13 protein-coding genes are annotated in these 15,678 nt (G+C 74.0%); 6 read left to right on the top strand and 7 right to left on the bottom strand.

Annotation, left to right across the window (positions count from 1 at the left end; genetic code table 11):
* From ACZ6EJ_RS13635 to ACZ6EJ_RS13620, 4 genes are all read right to left on the bottom strand, one after another.
* Window positions 1-1,300: glutamate-cysteine ligase family protein (locus ACZ6EJ_RS13635; protein ID WP_469267020.1), on the bottom strand; the 1,300-nt coding region annotated here is incomplete at its 3' end.
* Between the two features lie 46 nt (window positions 1,301-1,346).
* A complete protein-coding gene (locus ACZ6EJ_RS13630) occupies window positions 1,347-2,000 on the bottom strand; it encodes a hypothetical protein (protein WP_469267018.1) in 654 nt (217 codons plus the stop codon).
* Window positions 2,001-2,457: 457 nt separating this feature from the next.
* Entirely contained in the window at window positions 2,458-4,128 is a 1,671-nt protein-coding gene (locus tag ACZ6EJ_RS13625; RefSeq protein ID WP_469267016.1) for an alpha-keto acid decarboxylase family protein, read from the bottom strand.
* A gap of 106 nt (window positions 4,129-4,234) precedes the next feature.
* Window positions 4,235-6,178: a metal-dependent hydrolase family protein gene (locus ACZ6EJ_RS13620; protein ID WP_469267014.1), complete on the bottom strand. Its 1,944-nt coding sequence runs from the start codon at window positions 6,176-6,178 to the stop codon at window positions 4,235-4,237.
* 846 nt (window positions 6,179-7,024) lie between these two features.
* Between ACZ6EJ_RS13620 and ACZ6EJ_RS13615 the strand changes: the two genes are divergently transcribed.
* From ACZ6EJ_RS13615 to ACZ6EJ_RS13590, 6 genes are all read left to right on the top strand, one after another.
* On the top strand, window positions 7,025-7,507 hold the full coding sequence (locus ACZ6EJ_RS13615) for a DUF1360 domain-containing protein (protein ID WP_469267012.1): 483 nt from the start codon (window positions 7,025-7,027) through the stop codon (window positions 7,505-7,507).
* A 176-nt stretch (window positions 7,508-7,683) separates the two neighbouring features.
* Complete coding sequence (locus tag ACZ6EJ_RS13610) at window positions 7,684-8,175, top strand: DUF2243 domain-containing protein (protein ID WP_469267011.1); 492 nt, start codon at window positions 7,684-7,686, stop codon at window positions 8,173-8,175.
* Window positions 8,172-9,065 carry a cytochrome c oxidase assembly protein gene (locus tag ACZ6EJ_RS13605; protein WP_469267010.1) on the top strand — a complete coding sequence of 298 codons (894 nt, stop codon included), beginning with the start codon at window positions 8,172-8,174 and terminating at the stop codon, window positions 9,063-9,065. The genes ACZ6EJ_RS13610 and ACZ6EJ_RS13605 overlap by 4 nt, the downstream gene beginning before the upstream one ends.
* Window positions 9,066-9,236: 171 nt before the next feature.
* Entirely contained in the window at window positions 9,237-10,439 is a 1,203-nt protein-coding gene (locus tag ACZ6EJ_RS13600; protein WP_469267009.1) for a hypothetical protein, read from the top strand.
* Between the two features lie 11 nt (window positions 10,440-10,450).
* Window positions 10,451-11,044: a hemerythrin domain-containing protein gene (locus ACZ6EJ_RS13595; RefSeq protein WP_469267008.1), complete on the top strand. Its 594-nt coding sequence runs from the start codon at window positions 10,451-10,453 to the stop codon at window positions 11,042-11,044.
* A 296-nt stretch (window positions 11,045-11,340) separates the two neighbouring features.
* On the top strand, window positions 11,341-13,002 hold the full coding sequence (locus ACZ6EJ_RS13590; protein ID WP_469267006.1) for a catalase: 1,662 nt from the start codon (window positions 11,341-11,343) through the stop codon (window positions 13,000-13,002).
* A 95-nt stretch (window positions 13,003-13,097) separates the two neighbouring features.
* Here the strand turns inward: ACZ6EJ_RS13590 and ACZ6EJ_RS13585 are convergent, their stop codons facing one another.
* The 3 genes from ACZ6EJ_RS13585 to ACZ6EJ_RS13575 all read right to left on the bottom strand — a co-directional run bounded on the left by ACZ6EJ_RS13585 (window position 13,098) and on the right by ACZ6EJ_RS13575 (window position 15,482).
* On the bottom strand, window positions 13,098-13,802 hold the full coding sequence (locus ACZ6EJ_RS13585) for a phosphodiesterase (RefSeq protein ID WP_469267004.1): 705 nt from the start codon (window positions 13,800-13,802) through the stop codon (window positions 13,098-13,100).
* Between the two features lie 299 nt (window positions 13,803-14,101).
* Window positions 14,102-14,602, bottom strand: a complete 501-nt coding sequence (locus ACZ6EJ_RS13580) for a metallophosphoesterase family protein (RefSeq protein WP_469267024.1) — start codon at window positions 14,600-14,602, stop codon at window positions 14,102-14,104.
* Window positions 14,603-15,026: 424 nt separating this feature from the next.
* Window positions 15,027-15,482, bottom strand: a complete 456-nt coding sequence (locus ACZ6EJ_RS13575) for a DUF4383 domain-containing protein (RefSeq protein WP_469267003.1) — start codon at window positions 15,480-15,482, stop codon at window positions 15,027-15,029.
* Window positions 15,483-15,678: the final 196 nt, after the last annotated feature.

Below are 15,678 nucleotides of genomic sequence, written 5' to 3'. Positions count from 1 at the left end.
TAAGGGGCCGGGGGGGGGGGGGGGGGGGAAGGAGGGGGGGGGGGGGGGGGGGCGGGGGTGGGGGGGGGAGGCGCCCCCCCCCCCCCCCCCCCCCGGCCGCGTGGCCGCGCGACGGCCACCACAGCTCGCAGTCCAGGCCGTCGCGGGCGGCCCGGTAGAAGTTCTCCTTGGCGCGGGCGAACGGCAGGCACCGCGCCACGTCGCGCTCGCCCGCCGCCAGCCAGTAGGTGAGACCGATCAGGAAGGCCGTGTTCGCCGCCATGTCGAGCGGGGTCGGCCCGGAGGGCAGCGCCCGGAACTCGATCCGCAGGTTCCCCGCCGGGTCGTACACCGGGCGGTTCCACGGCCAGACCGTGCTCAGATGGAGCCTCAGCTCCTCCAGCGCCGGATACGGGTCCTTCGGCTGTCCGCCACCGCCGCCCCCGGCGTCGGCGGGCGCGGGCAGCAGGACGTCGTGACGGCGCACCGCCTCCTCGAACGCGGCCAGCGGCCCGCCCTGGAGCCAGGCGCCGCCGAACCCGACCCGAGGACGCGCCGCCCCCCGCCCCCCGGCCCCCTGCCGGTCGCCGAACCCCTGCTCGTACAGGGCGATGCGCGCCTCCTGCCACGCCCGACGCCCCAGCGGCAGCGGCGAGTTGACGGCCGCCGCCAGAGCGGGGCCGGTGGCGAGCTGGGCGGCGTTGAAGGTGCGGCAGAACCACCGGGGAGGGACCGTCAGATGCACCTGCCAGGAACACGCGGCGCCCTGCACCGCCACCGACTCCGCCGACAGGGCTCCCTGCGGGCCGTCTCCCACCCGCACCGTGAACGGCGTGGAGCGACGCCGGGCCCACGCCTCCTCCAGGGCGTGGTAGCGCGGACGCGGCGTCAGGGCCCGCGCCGTCAGGTCCGCCGCCACGAGCGTGGGCAGCGTGCCGATGGGTACGGGCCGCGCCCCGTACCGCGGCACGGACACCGCCGCTATCCGGTCCAGCATCCGGGCCGCCTCCCCGGCCAGCGCGGTGAACGGACGCCCCGCCAGGGCGACCGGAGTCAGGTTGAGCTCGATGTCGAAGCGCGCCACCTCGGGGGTGACCCGGTCGTCGTCCAGCGCGTCGCAGACGGCGGTGTTCACCAGGGCGGGGCGGCCGCCCTCCCCCACCAGGCTCAGCTCCAGTTCCGCGCCGACCGTCGGCGGAAGCGCGCCGAAGTCGGGGTGGTCCACCACGTGGGCCAACGTGTCCAGGCACTGGGCCAGGCGACCGCGGAAGAGCGCGAAACTCTCCTCGGTGAACGTCACCTGACCGACTCGGCGTCCCATGGCGCCCTCCTCTCCTCGTCGCGCACGCCTGCCGTGCACCGCGGCGTCATCCGGACGCGGCCACGGCCCTCCACCACTCGCGCAGCGCCGGCTCCATCCGCAGCGCGCTCCGCGTGATCCACTCGTCCGGTTCGCCGTGAGTCCGGCCGTACTCGATCACCTGGAGGACGCCGTCGGCCACCTCGGGCGGATTCTCCCGGTAGGCCGCGATGTACGCCGTCGCCTCGGCGGGCACGTCCTCCGACTCGCCCAGCACGTTCGCGAGGACGGCGCACGTGTTGCACCAGAGCGTGAAGTCGGTGCGGGCCAGGAGGGCGGCCTCGCCCGGACCGGCGTGCAGTGCCACCCAGGAGATGAACTCCGTGAAGCGCCGCACCGGCTCCGACCGCGGCATACGGCGCATCTCGTCCGGCGACATGTCCAGGGCCGGCGCCAGCCCGCCGACCATCCGGTGCCGCGCCTTCATCAGCTCGTGCGCGACGAACGAGAAGAACCCGCCGGGGACTTCGTGCGGATACCGGGAGAGCAGCAGCCCGTAGGCGACCAGCTCCGCCTCCTGCGACTGGAACTCGGCCAGCGCGAACCTCCGCAGGTGCTCCTTCCCGATCCTGCCCTCCCTGGCCAGGGAGAGGAATTCGTTGGCGCTGAGGTGGTCGGGCACATGGAGTCCGACCCGGTCGAGGAATTCGGTGGCGGGCATCATGACGTCCTTTCGTCGGAGAGGGGCCGGGCTGTGCCTGCCCGGCGGGTTCGGCGCCGCGCACTCCCGCTGTCCGGGGTGGTGCCCGCGACGCGGGCGATCAGGCACGCGGTGCGACAACGCGCCATGACCCGTGCGGCGCCCCGGAACCGGTGCTCCGGGCGCCGCGCGGGCGGCGCGCCGCCCATCTGCGCGCACGCCGCGGCGTGCGGGGAGGGGCGCCCTCCGCGGCGCCCGCGGCGACTGGCCCGAACGACGCGCCGGCGCCGCCCCACGGAGCACTCCGCCATCACGGGCATCGGCCCGGCCGCGTGGAGCGCCGTCCCGCCGTAGGCAACCGGCCGTTTCCGCGGGCGATCGTCCGCGTGGCGGGAAGCAGCGCATGGCGGCGCCGCTCCGCGCCCGACCGCCGTCGGCCCGGAGGCCCCCCGGCGCTTCGGCCGCCGCGCCGGCCGCGTCACCGCTCGGCCGTCCCGGCGAAGCGCGCGAGGAGCGGGGGCAGGTCGTCCCACGCGGTGACGGCCTCGATGAGGACCAGCCGGTCCTCGGCGTCGGCGGCGGCCCGCAGGGCCCGCCGGAGTTCGGCCGCGGTGCGGGCGGAGAGGACGAGCGGCTCGGGCACGCCGAGCGCGGCGGGCAGGTCGGCCCACCGCCACGGGGCGATGTCGTTGTAGCCGGCTTCCGGGTTGTGCAACGCGCGTTCGACCGTGTACCCGTCGTTGTTGACGAGGACGATCACCGGGGTGAGCCGCTGCCGTCCGAGCGTCCCGATCTCCTGGACGGTCATCTGCGCCGCTCCGTCGCCGATGAGCAGGAGCCCTCGGCGCGAGGGGTCGGCGAGTTGCGCGCCCAGCAGCGCCGGCAGGGCGTAGCCGATCGAGCCCCAGACGGGTTGGGCGACGAAGCGGGCCCCCGCGGGGAAGCGGCGGGGCGCGATGCCGAACAGGGGCGTGCCCTGGTCGGCGAGGACCGTGTGGTCCGGGCGCACGGCCGCGCCCACCGCCTGCCACAGGTACTCCTGTGTCAGCGCCGCCCCGTCGGGGGGCGGCGGCCGGTCGTCTTCGGGCGCCGCGGGGCAGGCCCCGCGCGAGGGGCGGCCGTCGACCAGCCGCGTCAGGCCCGCCAGCGCGGCGGACAGGGGGACGCCGGGGAAGGCGGTGCCGTCGACGCTCGCGGTGGTGGGGTCCAGGCTGATCCCCCGGTCCGGATCGTAGCCGTGGGTGAATCCGCCGCTGGTCGTGTCGGCGAGCCGCACTCCGGCACGGATCAGCAGGTCCGCGCCGTCGATGGCGGCGGAGACGGCGCGGTCGCTGCACGCCCCGGCGTACAGGCCGAGGTAGTGCGGCGCCCTCTCGTCGACGAGCCCCTTGCCCGTCACGAGGACGGAGTGGGGGAGGGAGCCGGTGGCCAGCAGGCCGGTCAGTTCGGCGCGGGCGTCGAACCGGTCCACCAGGCTGTCGGCCAGGACCGCGACGTCGCCCGCGCCGGTGATCCGCTCCTTCGCGGCGGCGAGGAACGCGGTGAGGCCGCGGCGGTCGGCGGCGGCGCGTCGAGCGGGCCGGCACACCGTACGGGGGGACGGGGGCGCCGACGAGAGGGCCACGTCCTGGGGGAGGCAGAGGTATCCGGGACGGCTCTCGTCCAGGCAGGTGGTGATGACGCGGTCGATCTCGGCGGGGGCGTCCTCCGCGCGGAGCACGGCGGAGGCGCAGGTCACCTGCCGGTACGCGCGGGCGAAGTGTTCGTAGTCCCCGTCGCCCAGCGTGTGGTGGGCGACCCCGGCGCCGTGCTCGGCGGACCGGGGCGGGCCCACGGCGATGTGCAGCAGCGGGACGTGTTCGGCGTAGCTGCCCGCCACGCCGTTGACCGCGCTCAACTCGCCGACGCCGTACGTGGTGAGGACGGCGCCGAACCCGCGCAGGCGGGCGTAGCCGTCGGCGGCGTACGCGGCGCCCAGCTCACTGGCCGTGCTCACCCAGCGGATCTCCGGGTGGGCAAGGACCCGGTCGAGCACGCGCATGGTGTAGTCGCCCACGACGCCGAACACGTGCCGGACGCCGAGTGCGCGCAGGCGGTCGAGCAGGTGGTCGATGACGGACGTGTCCGACGGTCGGTCCTCGGAATGCATCGGTCTCCTCCGTGCGCAGGGTCGATGTGACGGGCCGTCGCCCGGTCCGCGGCCCTCGGGCGCGGCGTGGGGGCGGGCGGCGCCGTCCGGCCGGTGGGGCGCCCGTTCAGCCGCCGGCGACGTACGTCCAGTACGGCTCGACGAGCTGTCCCAGTTGCCGGGCGGTGTGGAGGACGCGGTCCGGTTCCTCCCCGCGGGCCAACCCGTGGGCGAGCACGTCCACGGTCTCCTCGGCGACCTCGGGGGACGGCCGCTCGCCCCAGGACTCCAGGTAGGCGAGCACGGGGGCGGGCACGTCGGGCAGGTCGCGGGAGGCGGCGACGACGCGAGCGAAGAGGGCGCACCAGGTCGAGAGGTCCGTGTGGACGTAGAGGGCCGCTTCGGCCGCCCCCGCCTGGGTGCCCATCCACGTGAGGTCGCGCACCACGCGGAACAGGCCCTGGTCGGTCGGCAGCGCCGGGATGGCGCGGTCGGTGATGCCGACGGACGGGGCGGCCTCGCGCAGCAGGCCGCGGGCGGTCGCGACGGTCTGCTGGAGGCCGGAGAACAGGGCCGCCGGTATCTCGTGGCGGTGCCGTGCCACCAGGAGGGCGTAGGCGGAGAGTTTGGACTCCTGGCACTGGTACTCGGCGAGCAGGAGGCGCTTGAAGTGGTCGGGGCCGATCCGCCCGGCTCGGGCGAGCTCGACCACCCGGTTGCCGCTGGCGAACCGCTCGACGTCCGGTCTCATCGCCTCGATGAGCTGTTCGGATGCCGCGCGGGCCTCCTTGTCCGGCTCGGGACGCGGAGGCCGTGGCCGTCCCCGGCCCGTGCGCACCGGGACGGGGACGTGCCGCCCGGCGACCGGGCGGCCGTGCTGGAACACGTGCCGGGCGCGGCCGGTGGCGCCGATGTCCTGAAAGGGGTCGCCCTCGAGCGCCACGAGGTCCGCGGTCGCTCCGGGGGTGATACGGCCCAGGTCGGGGCGTTCGAGGAGGTCCGCCGCGACGCGGGTGGCGGCCCGCAGGGCGCGCAGGGGGGTGAGGCCGTGGGCCAGCATGGTGGGGAACTCACGCCAGTTGTCGGCGTGCGGGAACATCCCGGCGTCCGTGCCGAAGGCGATCTTCACGCCGGTACGGGCCGGCCGCAGGAGCCCTTCGCGCAGGGCTTCGGCGTGCTCGCGGTAGTTCTGCCGCATGACGGCTCTGGGACCGGGCCAGAAGTCGTCGTCCTCCAGCCGGTCGAGGAAGTAGGTCTGGACGTACTGGGTGGGCGAGAGGAAGACGCCCGCCTCCTCCATGAGCCGGTACGTCGCGGCGGTGGCGAAGCAGCCGTGTTCCACGCTGCGCACCCCCGCGGCCACGGCTCGCCGCACCGCTCGGTCGGTGAAGACGTGCGCCGCGCACGGCAGGCCGAGGTCGTCGGCGGTGGAGACGATGGTGTGCATCTCCGTCTGCGAGTAGGAGGTGCTGGTGGGGCTGTCCACCGGCGAGGAGAAGCCGCCGCCGCCCGCGAACTTGATCCAGTCGGCCCCGGCTCGCGACTGCTCGCGCACGGCGCGCCGCACCTCCTCGACGCCGTCGGCCAGGGTGCCGACCTGGTGGCCGTACCGCTGGGCGAGGGCGGGCTCCTTGTCTCCGTGGCCGCCGCGGGGGGAGAGGATGTTGGGGGCCGCGATGACGCGCGGCCCTTCGATCAGCCCGTCCTCGACGGCCGTGCGCAGCGACACGTTGAGGGGCAGGTGGGCGCTGCCCAGGTCCCGGACGGTCGTGAATCCGTTGTGCAGCAGGGCCCGGAGGGCCGGCACCGCGGTGAGCGTCTGGTACGCCGCCGGTTTCGTCTCCGCGTTCTCGTCCAGGAGGTGGACGTGGCAGTCGATGAATCCGGGCAGGAGTGTGCAGCCGGGCAGCTCCATCACGTCCCCTCCCGGCGCGGCGCCGAGACCGTGCCCGACCGCTTCGATCCGCCCGTCGCGCAGGAGGACGGACACCCCGTCGACGGGTCCGTCCGCGACCGCGTCCCAGACGCGGTCGGGTCGCAGCAACAGGTCTCGACCGGGGGGTGCGTGCACGGGGTGCCTCCAAGGGGGCGGTGCCGAAGGGCGCGGCGCGCCGAGGTGTGACGAGGGGACCGCGTCCGGGTCCGGACCCGTGGCGGCGCATCAGTGGCGTACGAGCGCCCCGCGGCCCGGTGGCCGCCGCGCCGCACGGGACCCGCGTCCACGGCCCCGGCGTGCGGGGCGTCCGACGGGTCTCGCCGGGGGGCGTGTCCGATGCCGTCGCGGCATCGGGCGTGCTGTGGTGACGGGTGTTCACCTGCGAGCGGGGCGCCGGGGGCGTCTGTGCTCGCTCTGACCCGATGGATGCATCGTAAGCACACGGGCACGACCGCCACCGGGGCGCGATGTCCTCCCCGCGGTCGCTCCGCACCGGCTCACGCCCTCCGGCCCACACCGCTGACCTGCGCGAAGTCCCGTACCGGGCCGTCGGACGGGGCCGTCTCCGGCTGATCCGGAAGCGGGACGCCCATGGCCGAAGTGCGACCGGATCCCGCGCGGCTCGGACCCCGTGCGGAAGGCTCCCGCCCCATCCGGTGGGCCCTTCCCCACCAGCCCCTGCGCCGCGTCGGATTCAGGTCGATGTGGGAGGGCGTCGGGTTCGCCGCACCGGCCGGGCGCTTCGTCGGCCAGGGACGGCGGGTGGGGACCACCAGATGGACGGGTGGCCGGTGGCGGTTTCCTCGCGGCCCACGGGGTTACTGGGGACCCATGACGCAGAAGACGGGCCGCGTGGCCAGTGGGGGCGCCGCCTCGGACGGACGCGTGCGACGAGCCGCAACCAGTGGAGGTTTCCCCATGGAGCATGGCGTACGTACGAACGGAACCCGCCCGCACGGGCTCACGGCGGCGCTCCGGCGCGTGAGCAGGGCCTACTCACCGCAGGAGGAACACGCACTGGCCGGGCACCTGGGGGCCCTCGCCGCGTTCGGCACGTACACGGCGGCCTGGGGCGCGGTGGTGGCCGCGCGGAAGCCGGAACTGCCCGACCGGCACCGCCCCGTCGACGTCCTGTTCACGGCGGCGGCCGTGTTCCGGCTCGGCCGGCTGCTCAGCAAGGGGTCCGTCACGAGCCCGCTCCGGGCGCCGTTCACACGGTACGAGGAGGCGACCGGCCCGGCCGAGGTGAAGGAGAGCCCCCGCGGCGGCCGCGTCCGGTCGACCGTCGGTGAGCTGGTCACCTGTCCGTTCTGCCTCAGCGTCTGGCTGGCGACCACCTTCACCGGCGCCCATCTGCTGTGGCCGCGGGCCGCGCGCACCGTGACGGGCGGCCTCACCGCCCTGGCGCTGGCCGACACCATGCAACTCGGGTACGACTGCCTGACCCAGAAGAACGCGGAGTGAGCCAATGACGGGAACCCGCGTCGAGGCCGGCCCTTCCACGCGTCGGCGGGCGGGCCCGCGGTGAGTGCGTACGGCCCCCGGCCCGTTCACCCGGACGCCGGGGCCGGCGGCCCGCCCCCGCGCGAACGGGTAGGCGTACCGGGCGGCACACGCCGTTCGCACCAGGAGGCGGCCCCATGAGCGCAGCGGACTTTCGGACCCCCGGCCCACCGGAGCCGCCCGCCACCCGCAGGTCGGCGGCGGTCTGCGGCATCATCGGCGTGGCGGTGATGGCGGCGGTCGACGAGATCGTCTTCCACCAGATCCTGGGATGGCACCACTTCTACGACCGCTCCACCAGCACGGTGGGCCTCCTGTCGGACGGGCTGCTGCACACCGGGGAGCTGCTGGCGCTGGTCGCGGGGTTCTTCCTCTACGCGGACCTCCGCCGCTCCCGCACCCTGGCCCCGCCGTACGCCCGGGCGGGCTTCGTCCTCGGGCTCGGCGCCTTCCAGCTCTTCGACGGGATCGTCGACCACAAGCTGCTGCGCCTGCACCAGATCCGCTACGGCGTCGACGTCACCCCGTACGACTGGGCGTGGAACCTCGGCGGCCTCGCGCTCGTCGTGGCCGGCCTCCTGCTGGGCGTCCGCGCCCGCCGCTCCCGCCGGGCCGGATCGGCGCCGTGATCCTCGCGCACGCCGCGGGCCCCGGCCTGTCCGGGCAGGTGGCGGCTGCCGCCGCGTCGGCGGCCGCCGCCGGCTACTGGCTGGCCGCAGGCCGTCTGCGACGGCGCGGGGACGCCTGGCCCCGGTGGCGCGAGGCGTCCGCCGCCGTCGGAAGCGCGGGGGTGGCGTGGGCCGCGGTCGGCCCGCGGCCGGGTGCGCCGTTCACCGCCCACATGGTCGCCCACCTGGTCCTGGGCATGGCGGCCCCCCTGCTGCTCGTCCTGGCCCGTCCCCTCACCCTGGCCCTGCGCGTCCTGCCCCCCGGCGCGACGCGGCGGGGTTTCCTGGCCCTGGCGCGTTCACGGCCGGTCGGTTGGCTGCTCCTTCCGCCGCTCGCGGCCCTGCTTGATCTCGGCGGGCTGTGGCTGCTGTACCGCACCGAGCTGTTCGCGGCCGTCCAGCACCACCCCTGGGGCCACGTGCTCCTGCACGCGCACGTCCTGGCCGCCGGGCTGCTCTTCACGTTCTCCGTCTGCCAGGTGGACCCCGTGCGCCGACGCTGGAGCCTGCCCCTGCGAGGGGCGACCCTGCTGGCCGCCGGCGCCGCGCACGCCGTCCTCGCCAAGACCCTGTACGCGGCGCCGCCGCCCGGCACCGCGTACGCCCCCGCCGATCTGCGGACCGGGGCCCGCGTCATGTACTACGGCGGTGACGTGGTGGAAGCCGCTCTCGGGGCCGTGCTCGCCGTCTCCTGGTACCGGGCGGCCGGGCGCGTGAGGGCGCGCCGCCTGCGCCGGTCCGGCGAGCGACCCGTGCCGGTCGCGGCCGGCCGAAATACTGATCCTCCTTTTTCCGGTGTTCTCCGACGGCGCCGTCGTCCGGATGGGCGCACGGAAAAGGAAATTGTCTGAAAGCCCCTCCCGTGCAGTCCTTTCCCTGCGGACAGGGCCGCACGTGAACGGGTGCACACGGGCCGAACATACGGAATTTCGGCAGTGCTGCGTGGCGTGAAAAATTCGTTTCCGTGTGTGAACAAGGGGTACCCGCTGGGCTCTCTACTTTCCGCTTGGAGGAAAGACCGCATGACGTTCAATCCGTTGGAGCAACGCGGCATCCCGCTCGACCGTCAGTTGAGGAACTGGCGCGAGCTGAACGTGAAACCGATCGATCCGGACCACTGCGACCCGTACACCCGCTGCCGCATCATCACGATGAACGGCATCGAGGTCGAGGCCATCATGTTCAGCCACCAGATGGCCCGCCACACTCTCGATCCCGACATCAAGAGGGAGCTGGCGCGGACCCGGTACATCGAGGCGCAGCAGCAGAAGGTGGTCAACTGGCTGCTGCCGGGTGTGTCGTCGGTGCTGGAGACGACGATCGCGTACGAGCAGGTGGCGGTCGACCTCACGGCGTGGATCGCCCGGATGGAGCCCGACCCGTACCTGAAGCAGGCGTACCAGTTCGGCGTGCTGGAGGACTTCGACCACCTGTACCGGTACGCCAACCTGTACGAGATGATCGAGCACCGCAAGGCGGACTCCATCGTCCAGGGTCTGACCGAGGTCATGCCCGGTCGGCCCACCAGGTTCCACCACCGAGACCCGGTGGACAACGTCCGCGACCCCTACGACCGCAGCCGCACGGACCCGCTGTCCAAGCTCCACGCGCTCACGGTCATGTCGGCCGAGCAGCAGACGATGAACTTCTACATGAACACCGGCCCCACCTACATGGAGCCGATCGCCCGCCAGCTCTACCAGGAGATCGGGCTGATCGAGGAGGAGCACGTCACGCACTACGAGTCCCTGGTCGATCCCGGGGAGACGTGGTGGGAGCAACTGGTCAACCACGAGTACAACGAGTGCTACCTCTACTACTCCTTCATGGAGCAGGAGAGCGACCCGAGGGTGAAGTCCATCTGGGAGCTGCACCTGAACATGGAGCTGGAGCACCTCCACATCGCCTGCGACCTGATGCGCCGCCACGACGGCCGGCAGCCGGAGGAGGTGCTGGCGCCCCAGTTGCCCAACGTGCTCACGTTCGAGCCCAACAAGGCGTACCTGCGCGAGCTGCTCGACACGCAGATCGACCTCACCACCCTGGGCGCCGGCTACGTGCGCGAGGCGCACGAGCGGTTCGAGCGGATGCAGGAACAGATCCACGGCGGCGAGGTTCCCCCGAGCGACCGGGTGATGGAGCAGCACCAGGAGATGTTCGGTCGTGAGTACCGCGAGGAGAGCGAAGGGCCGCACCCCGACCCCGCGCTGCGGGAAGAGAGCTGACGGAGGCTGCCATGACCGCGAAACAGACTCCGCAGGCGGGCGACGACCACGCCGCCGACGACGACGTGGTGGCGCTGCTCATGCGGCAGCACGGGGACATCCGCAACCTCTTCGACGAGGTCGAGCAGGGCGGCGGCGACGCGCGCAGGGATGCCTTCCGGCGGCTCGTGCGTCTCCTGGCCGTCCACGAGACGGCCGAGGAGGAGGTGGTGCACCCCTTCGCCCGCCGCGGGTTCCCCGGCGGCGAGCAGGTGGTGGAGGACCGCCTCGAGGAGGAGAAGGCGGCCAAGGAGGCCCTCGCCGACCTCGACGAGGTGGACACCGACGACCCCACGTTCATGCCGCGGCTCATGAAGCTGCGCAAGGACGTCCAGTACCACGCCCGCGCCGAGGAGCGTTACGAGTTCACCCACATCCGCCGCAGCGCCGACGGCGCCCGCCTCGCCGCCATGGCGCGGGGCGTCAAGGCCGCCGAGGCGATGGCCCCCACCCGGCCCCACCCCGGCGTGGAGTCCGCCGGGGCCAACATGGCCCTGGGGCCCGTCACCGCCCTCATGGACCGCACCAAGGACGCCGTACGCAAAGCGATGGGCAAGGACGGCTGACCACTGCACGCCCCGCCCGCGGACGGCGACCGTGCCGTGCGCCGGAGGCGGCGGACCGCCGCGGTCCTGTACCGCGCGGCCCCCGCACGCGGCCGGCGCGGGAGCGGCGACACCACCACCGCGGCCGGTGCTGCGGTGGTGGTGTCGCCGGTCCGGAGGGAGCATGAGGGCGACGGGCGCGGAACGCCGGCCGCCGGAACGGGACGCGGGGCGTCCTCGGACGCTCGAGGGCCCGGTCGTACCGGCCGGGCGGCGCGGCACCACATCACTGGGACGAGGAGAAGGAGCAGGCGACCGTGACAGACGTAGCGAGCGCAGGATCGGCCCCCGACGACGACCGGCCGATCCTCACGGACCGGCAGGGCCATCCGGTCTTCGACAACCAGAACCAGCGCACCGTGGGGGCCCGCGGCCCGGCCACCCTGGAGAACTACCACTTCCTGGAGAAGATCAGCCACTTCGACCGGGAGCGCATCCCCGAGCGCGTGGTGCACGCGCGGGGCGTGACGACCTACGGCTACTTCGAGGCGTACGGGAAGTGGGGCGACGAGCCCATCTCCCACTACACCCGCGCGAAGCTGTTCCAGGAGGCGGGCAGGCGCACGGACGTCGCCGTCCGCTTCTCCACGGTGATCGGCGGCCGCGACTCCTCGGAAGCGGCACGCGACCCCCGCGGGTTCGCCGTCAAGTTCTACACCGAGGACGGCAACTGGGACCTCGTGGGCAACAACCTCGGCGTCTTCTTCATCCGGGACGCGGTCAAGTTCCCCGACGTCATCCACGCCCTCAAGCCGGACCCGGTCTCCCACGAGCAGAAGCCCGGACGCATCTTCGACTTCATGTCGCAGACGCCGGAGAGTATGCACATGCTCGTGAACCTGTTCAGTCCGCGGGGCATCCCGTCCGACTACCGCCATATGCAGGGCTTCGGCGTCAACACGTACAAGTGGGTGAACGGCGAGGGCGAGTCGGTGCTGGTCAAGTACCACTGGCTGCCCAAGCAGGGCGTCCGCAGCATGACCGCCGAGGACGCGGCGAACGTCCAGGCGCACGAGTTGGGGCACGCCACCAAGGACCTCTACGACGCCATCCGGCGGGGCGACCACCCCGAGTGGGAACTGGTCGTGCAGATGATGTCCGACGACGACCACCCCGAGCTGGACTTCGACCCGCTGGACGACACGAAGACCTGGCCCGAGCAGGACTTCCCGCCGAAGGCGGTCGGCCGGATGGTGCTCGACCGGGTGCCGGACAACTACTTCGCGGAGAACGAGCAGGTGTCCTTCGGCACCGGCGTGCTGGTCGACGGGCTGGACTTCTCCGACGACAAGATGCTGGTCGGGCGGACCTTCTCCTACAGCGACACCCAGCGCTACCGGGTGGGCCCGAACTACCTGCAGCTCCCCGTCAACCAGGCGAAACACGCCCACGTGGCCACCAACCAGCGCGACGGGCAGATGGCGTACGACAACGCGGCCCGCGGCGAGAACCCCGAGGTGAACTACGAGCCGTCGATCACCGGCGGTCTGCGCGAGGCGCAGTACCCGACGCACGACGAGCAGGGGCCGGAGATCCGCGGCCGCCTCACCCGCAAGCGCATCCCGCGGACCAACGACTACCTGCAGGCCGGCCAGCGCTACCTCCTCATGGAGGAGTGGGAGCGGGACGACCTGGTGACGAACCTCGTCGACATGCTCTCCCAGTGCGACCGGGCGGTGCGCGAGAGGATGGTCTGGCACTTCCTCCTGGTCGAGAACGACCTCGGCCGCCGGGTCGGAGACGGGCTGGGCATCACCCCGAAGGACGTGGCGGGGCTCCGGCCGCTGGCGAGCCAGGACCTGTCGGACGAGGACCGCGAGCGTCTCGCCCGGCTCGGCGACAACCCGCCGCGTGACGTCGAGGGCCTGACGATGACGCACTGCGTCCCCGACGAACGGCACGTCGTCGTCTCCCGCTGACCCGTACGGGAGGGATCAGGCACGAGGCGCCCGGCCCTGGGGCGGTGGGCCGGGCCGGGCGCCCCACTCCGCGCCCCTGGGACGGCCGGGGGGCGTCAGCCGGGCGGTCGCGCGTACCGCCCGGCGCGGGAACCCGCGTACGCGGCGACGCGCAGCGCCCGCAGACGGTCCACCGGGTGGAGGTCGGGCAGAAGGTTGCGGTAGGGGTCGAACGCCTCGCCGCTCGGGGACCGCTCCGCGGGGTCCTCGCCGAGCAGGGACAACCGGGCCAGGCCCGTCCAGGCCGCGCCCGTCCCGACGCAGAGCCGGAACGCGAGGGGCCGCACCGCGGTGGCCACCCCCACCGCCGCCGGGTCGGTGGGAACCCGCGGGGCCCCCGGCTCCGGGAACAGGGCCAGCACCCCGTGCCGTACGCCGACGACGTACGGCAGCAGCGTGGAGTACGGGCCGGCCGTGGCGGAGGTGCGGGGAAGCGGCACGTGGCGGGTCCAGCGACCGCGGCCGCTGGTCGTCAGCAGCAGGTCCAGCGGGCGGCCCGGCCCTCCGGCGTCCGCCACCCGCAGCGCCAGCCCCGCCCCGTCCGGCAGGGTCCGGGGGAAGCCGGCGGCGCGCGACCAGCGCGCGGTCACCGCGTACGAGCCGGGGCCGTCCAGCAACGGCACGCCCCAGCGGGCCGTCCGGGCGGGCACGTCCAGGCGGCCCACGAGGATCACTCCGTCGGGGTGGAGCGCCGGCCGGCTGCCGCGCCGGCGGGCCGTGGCGCGGGCCGTGCGGAAGGCAAGGCGGTCGAGACGGTTCATGGGCAGGTCCGTTCCTGGTGCCGACGGCGGTGCGGGCGGCACCCGTACCACCCAGCGGGTGCCCATTCCCGGCCTTTTCTCACGTTCCGCGCCCGCCTCGGCGTGTGGAACGCCGGTCGGGCACCCGGCAGGGCGCGGCCCTCGCCCGGCGACCGCCTCCCCCGTGCGACGACGACGGCGTCACGGCGCCGCCGCTGAGCGGGCCGTGCACCGCGGCCGCTGCCGAGGGGCGACGGCTCCGCCGCGCGACCACCCGGAAGTGCGCGCGGCCCGGACCGGCCGGGAGCGGCGCTGAGCGGTCAGCGCCGGGGCAGGCGGTGCAGGACGACCTCGCCGAGCACGCCGTCCGCCACCGTGCACGTCATGTACGTGCGGTACGGCTGCCGCCTGCGGTCCGTGGGGGACCCCGGATTCAGCAGGCGCAGGCCGCCCGGCGCCTCGGTGTCCCAGGGGATGTGGCTGTGGCCGAAGACCAGGACGTCCAGGTCCGGGTGGAGCGCGGCGCAGCGCGCCTCCCGCCCGCGGGCCGCCCCCGTCTCGTGGACGACGCCGAACCGCACGCCCCCCAGCCGGACGCGGGCCACCTCCGGCAGCCGGGCCCGCAGGTCCGGGCCGTCGTTGTTGCCGTACACCCCGACCAGGCGGCGCGCACGCCCCTCCAGGAGGTCCAGGGTGGCCACGTCGACCCAGTCCCCGGCGTGCACGACGACGTCCGCCCGGTCCGCCTCGCGGAGCACTTCGTCGGGCAGCCGCTTGGCGCGCAGGGGCACGTGGGTGTCGGAGACCAGCAGCAACCGCACGGGCCCGTCCGCCGCCGCGCCGGTCGTGTCCTCGTCCATCGCTGCCTCCTCCTTCTGGGATCCGCGTCCCGGCGGCCCCCGCGAAGAGCCCCTGCCGCGGGAGGCGGTCGACCGTGCCCGGCCGAGTACCCCCGTCGGGCCCCTCGACGCGTCCCGTCCCACCCCGTCCGCGGCACGGGTGAGGGGCGGGAAGGTGATCCCTTCCCGCCCCTCGCTCCCGGCCGTTCGGCGCGGGCCGGACGACCCCGCGGACGCGGTGGCCGACCATGTGGACGAACCGGCGGTGTACGCGCGGCCGCCTCGTCGGGGGAGGCCGTACGTCACCGGATGCGACGTGCCCGGCCCCGGCTCCTCCGCGCCACGCGACCGTGCGTCCTGGCGCTCCGGAGGGCCGGCCCTCCGCCCGTCACCCCGTCCGGGGCCGTCAGACCCCGAGGGCGCCCGTGCGGCGACGGGTCAGCGCGACCCCCAGAGCGATCATGCCGAGACCGAGGCCGAAGTGCAGCCAGTTGTCGGCCGTGTTGAGCGGCACGAAGTTGGCGCTGCTGTGGTGTCCGACGAACAGGCCGTACAGCCACAGGACCAGGTAGACGGCGCCGCCGGCCAGCAGGTACGTACGCGCCGCGGAGGCGGTGCGCGCCATGGTCAGTCCGGCGATGCCGAAGGCCAGGTGGACCAGGTTGTGCAGGATGGAGATCTGGAAGACGCCCAGCAGCTTGGCCTCGGAGTGGTGCGAGGCGAACTCCATGGTGTCGTAGTCCGTGGTGATTCCGGGGATGAACCCGGCCACCCCCACCAGAAGGAACACCGCTCCGACGATCATCGCGGCCTGCTGGACCCTGGTGCGGTCGTTGCGTGCCGTGCGGGAACGCGTGGACATCGTGGCCTACTTTCTCCGTGCTTGCTCCGGTGGTGAGCAGCAGGTACCCCGTGAATCGCCGCGCTATCACGCGAAGCCGACGGATACGGCGCGGTTCCGTCGTTCGCCCCATCGCCCAGGGCTGTACGGGGTCGGCGGCCGGAGTTCCGGCGGAGCCCGGCGCCCCTCCGCCCCGTCGTCCAGGCGCACGGCCGCA

Source organism: Streptomyces sp. NPDC041970 (assembly GCF_055588985.1).
Note: the sequence above shows the minus strand (reverse complement) of the source record. Positions and strands in the feature narration are given on the sequence as shown.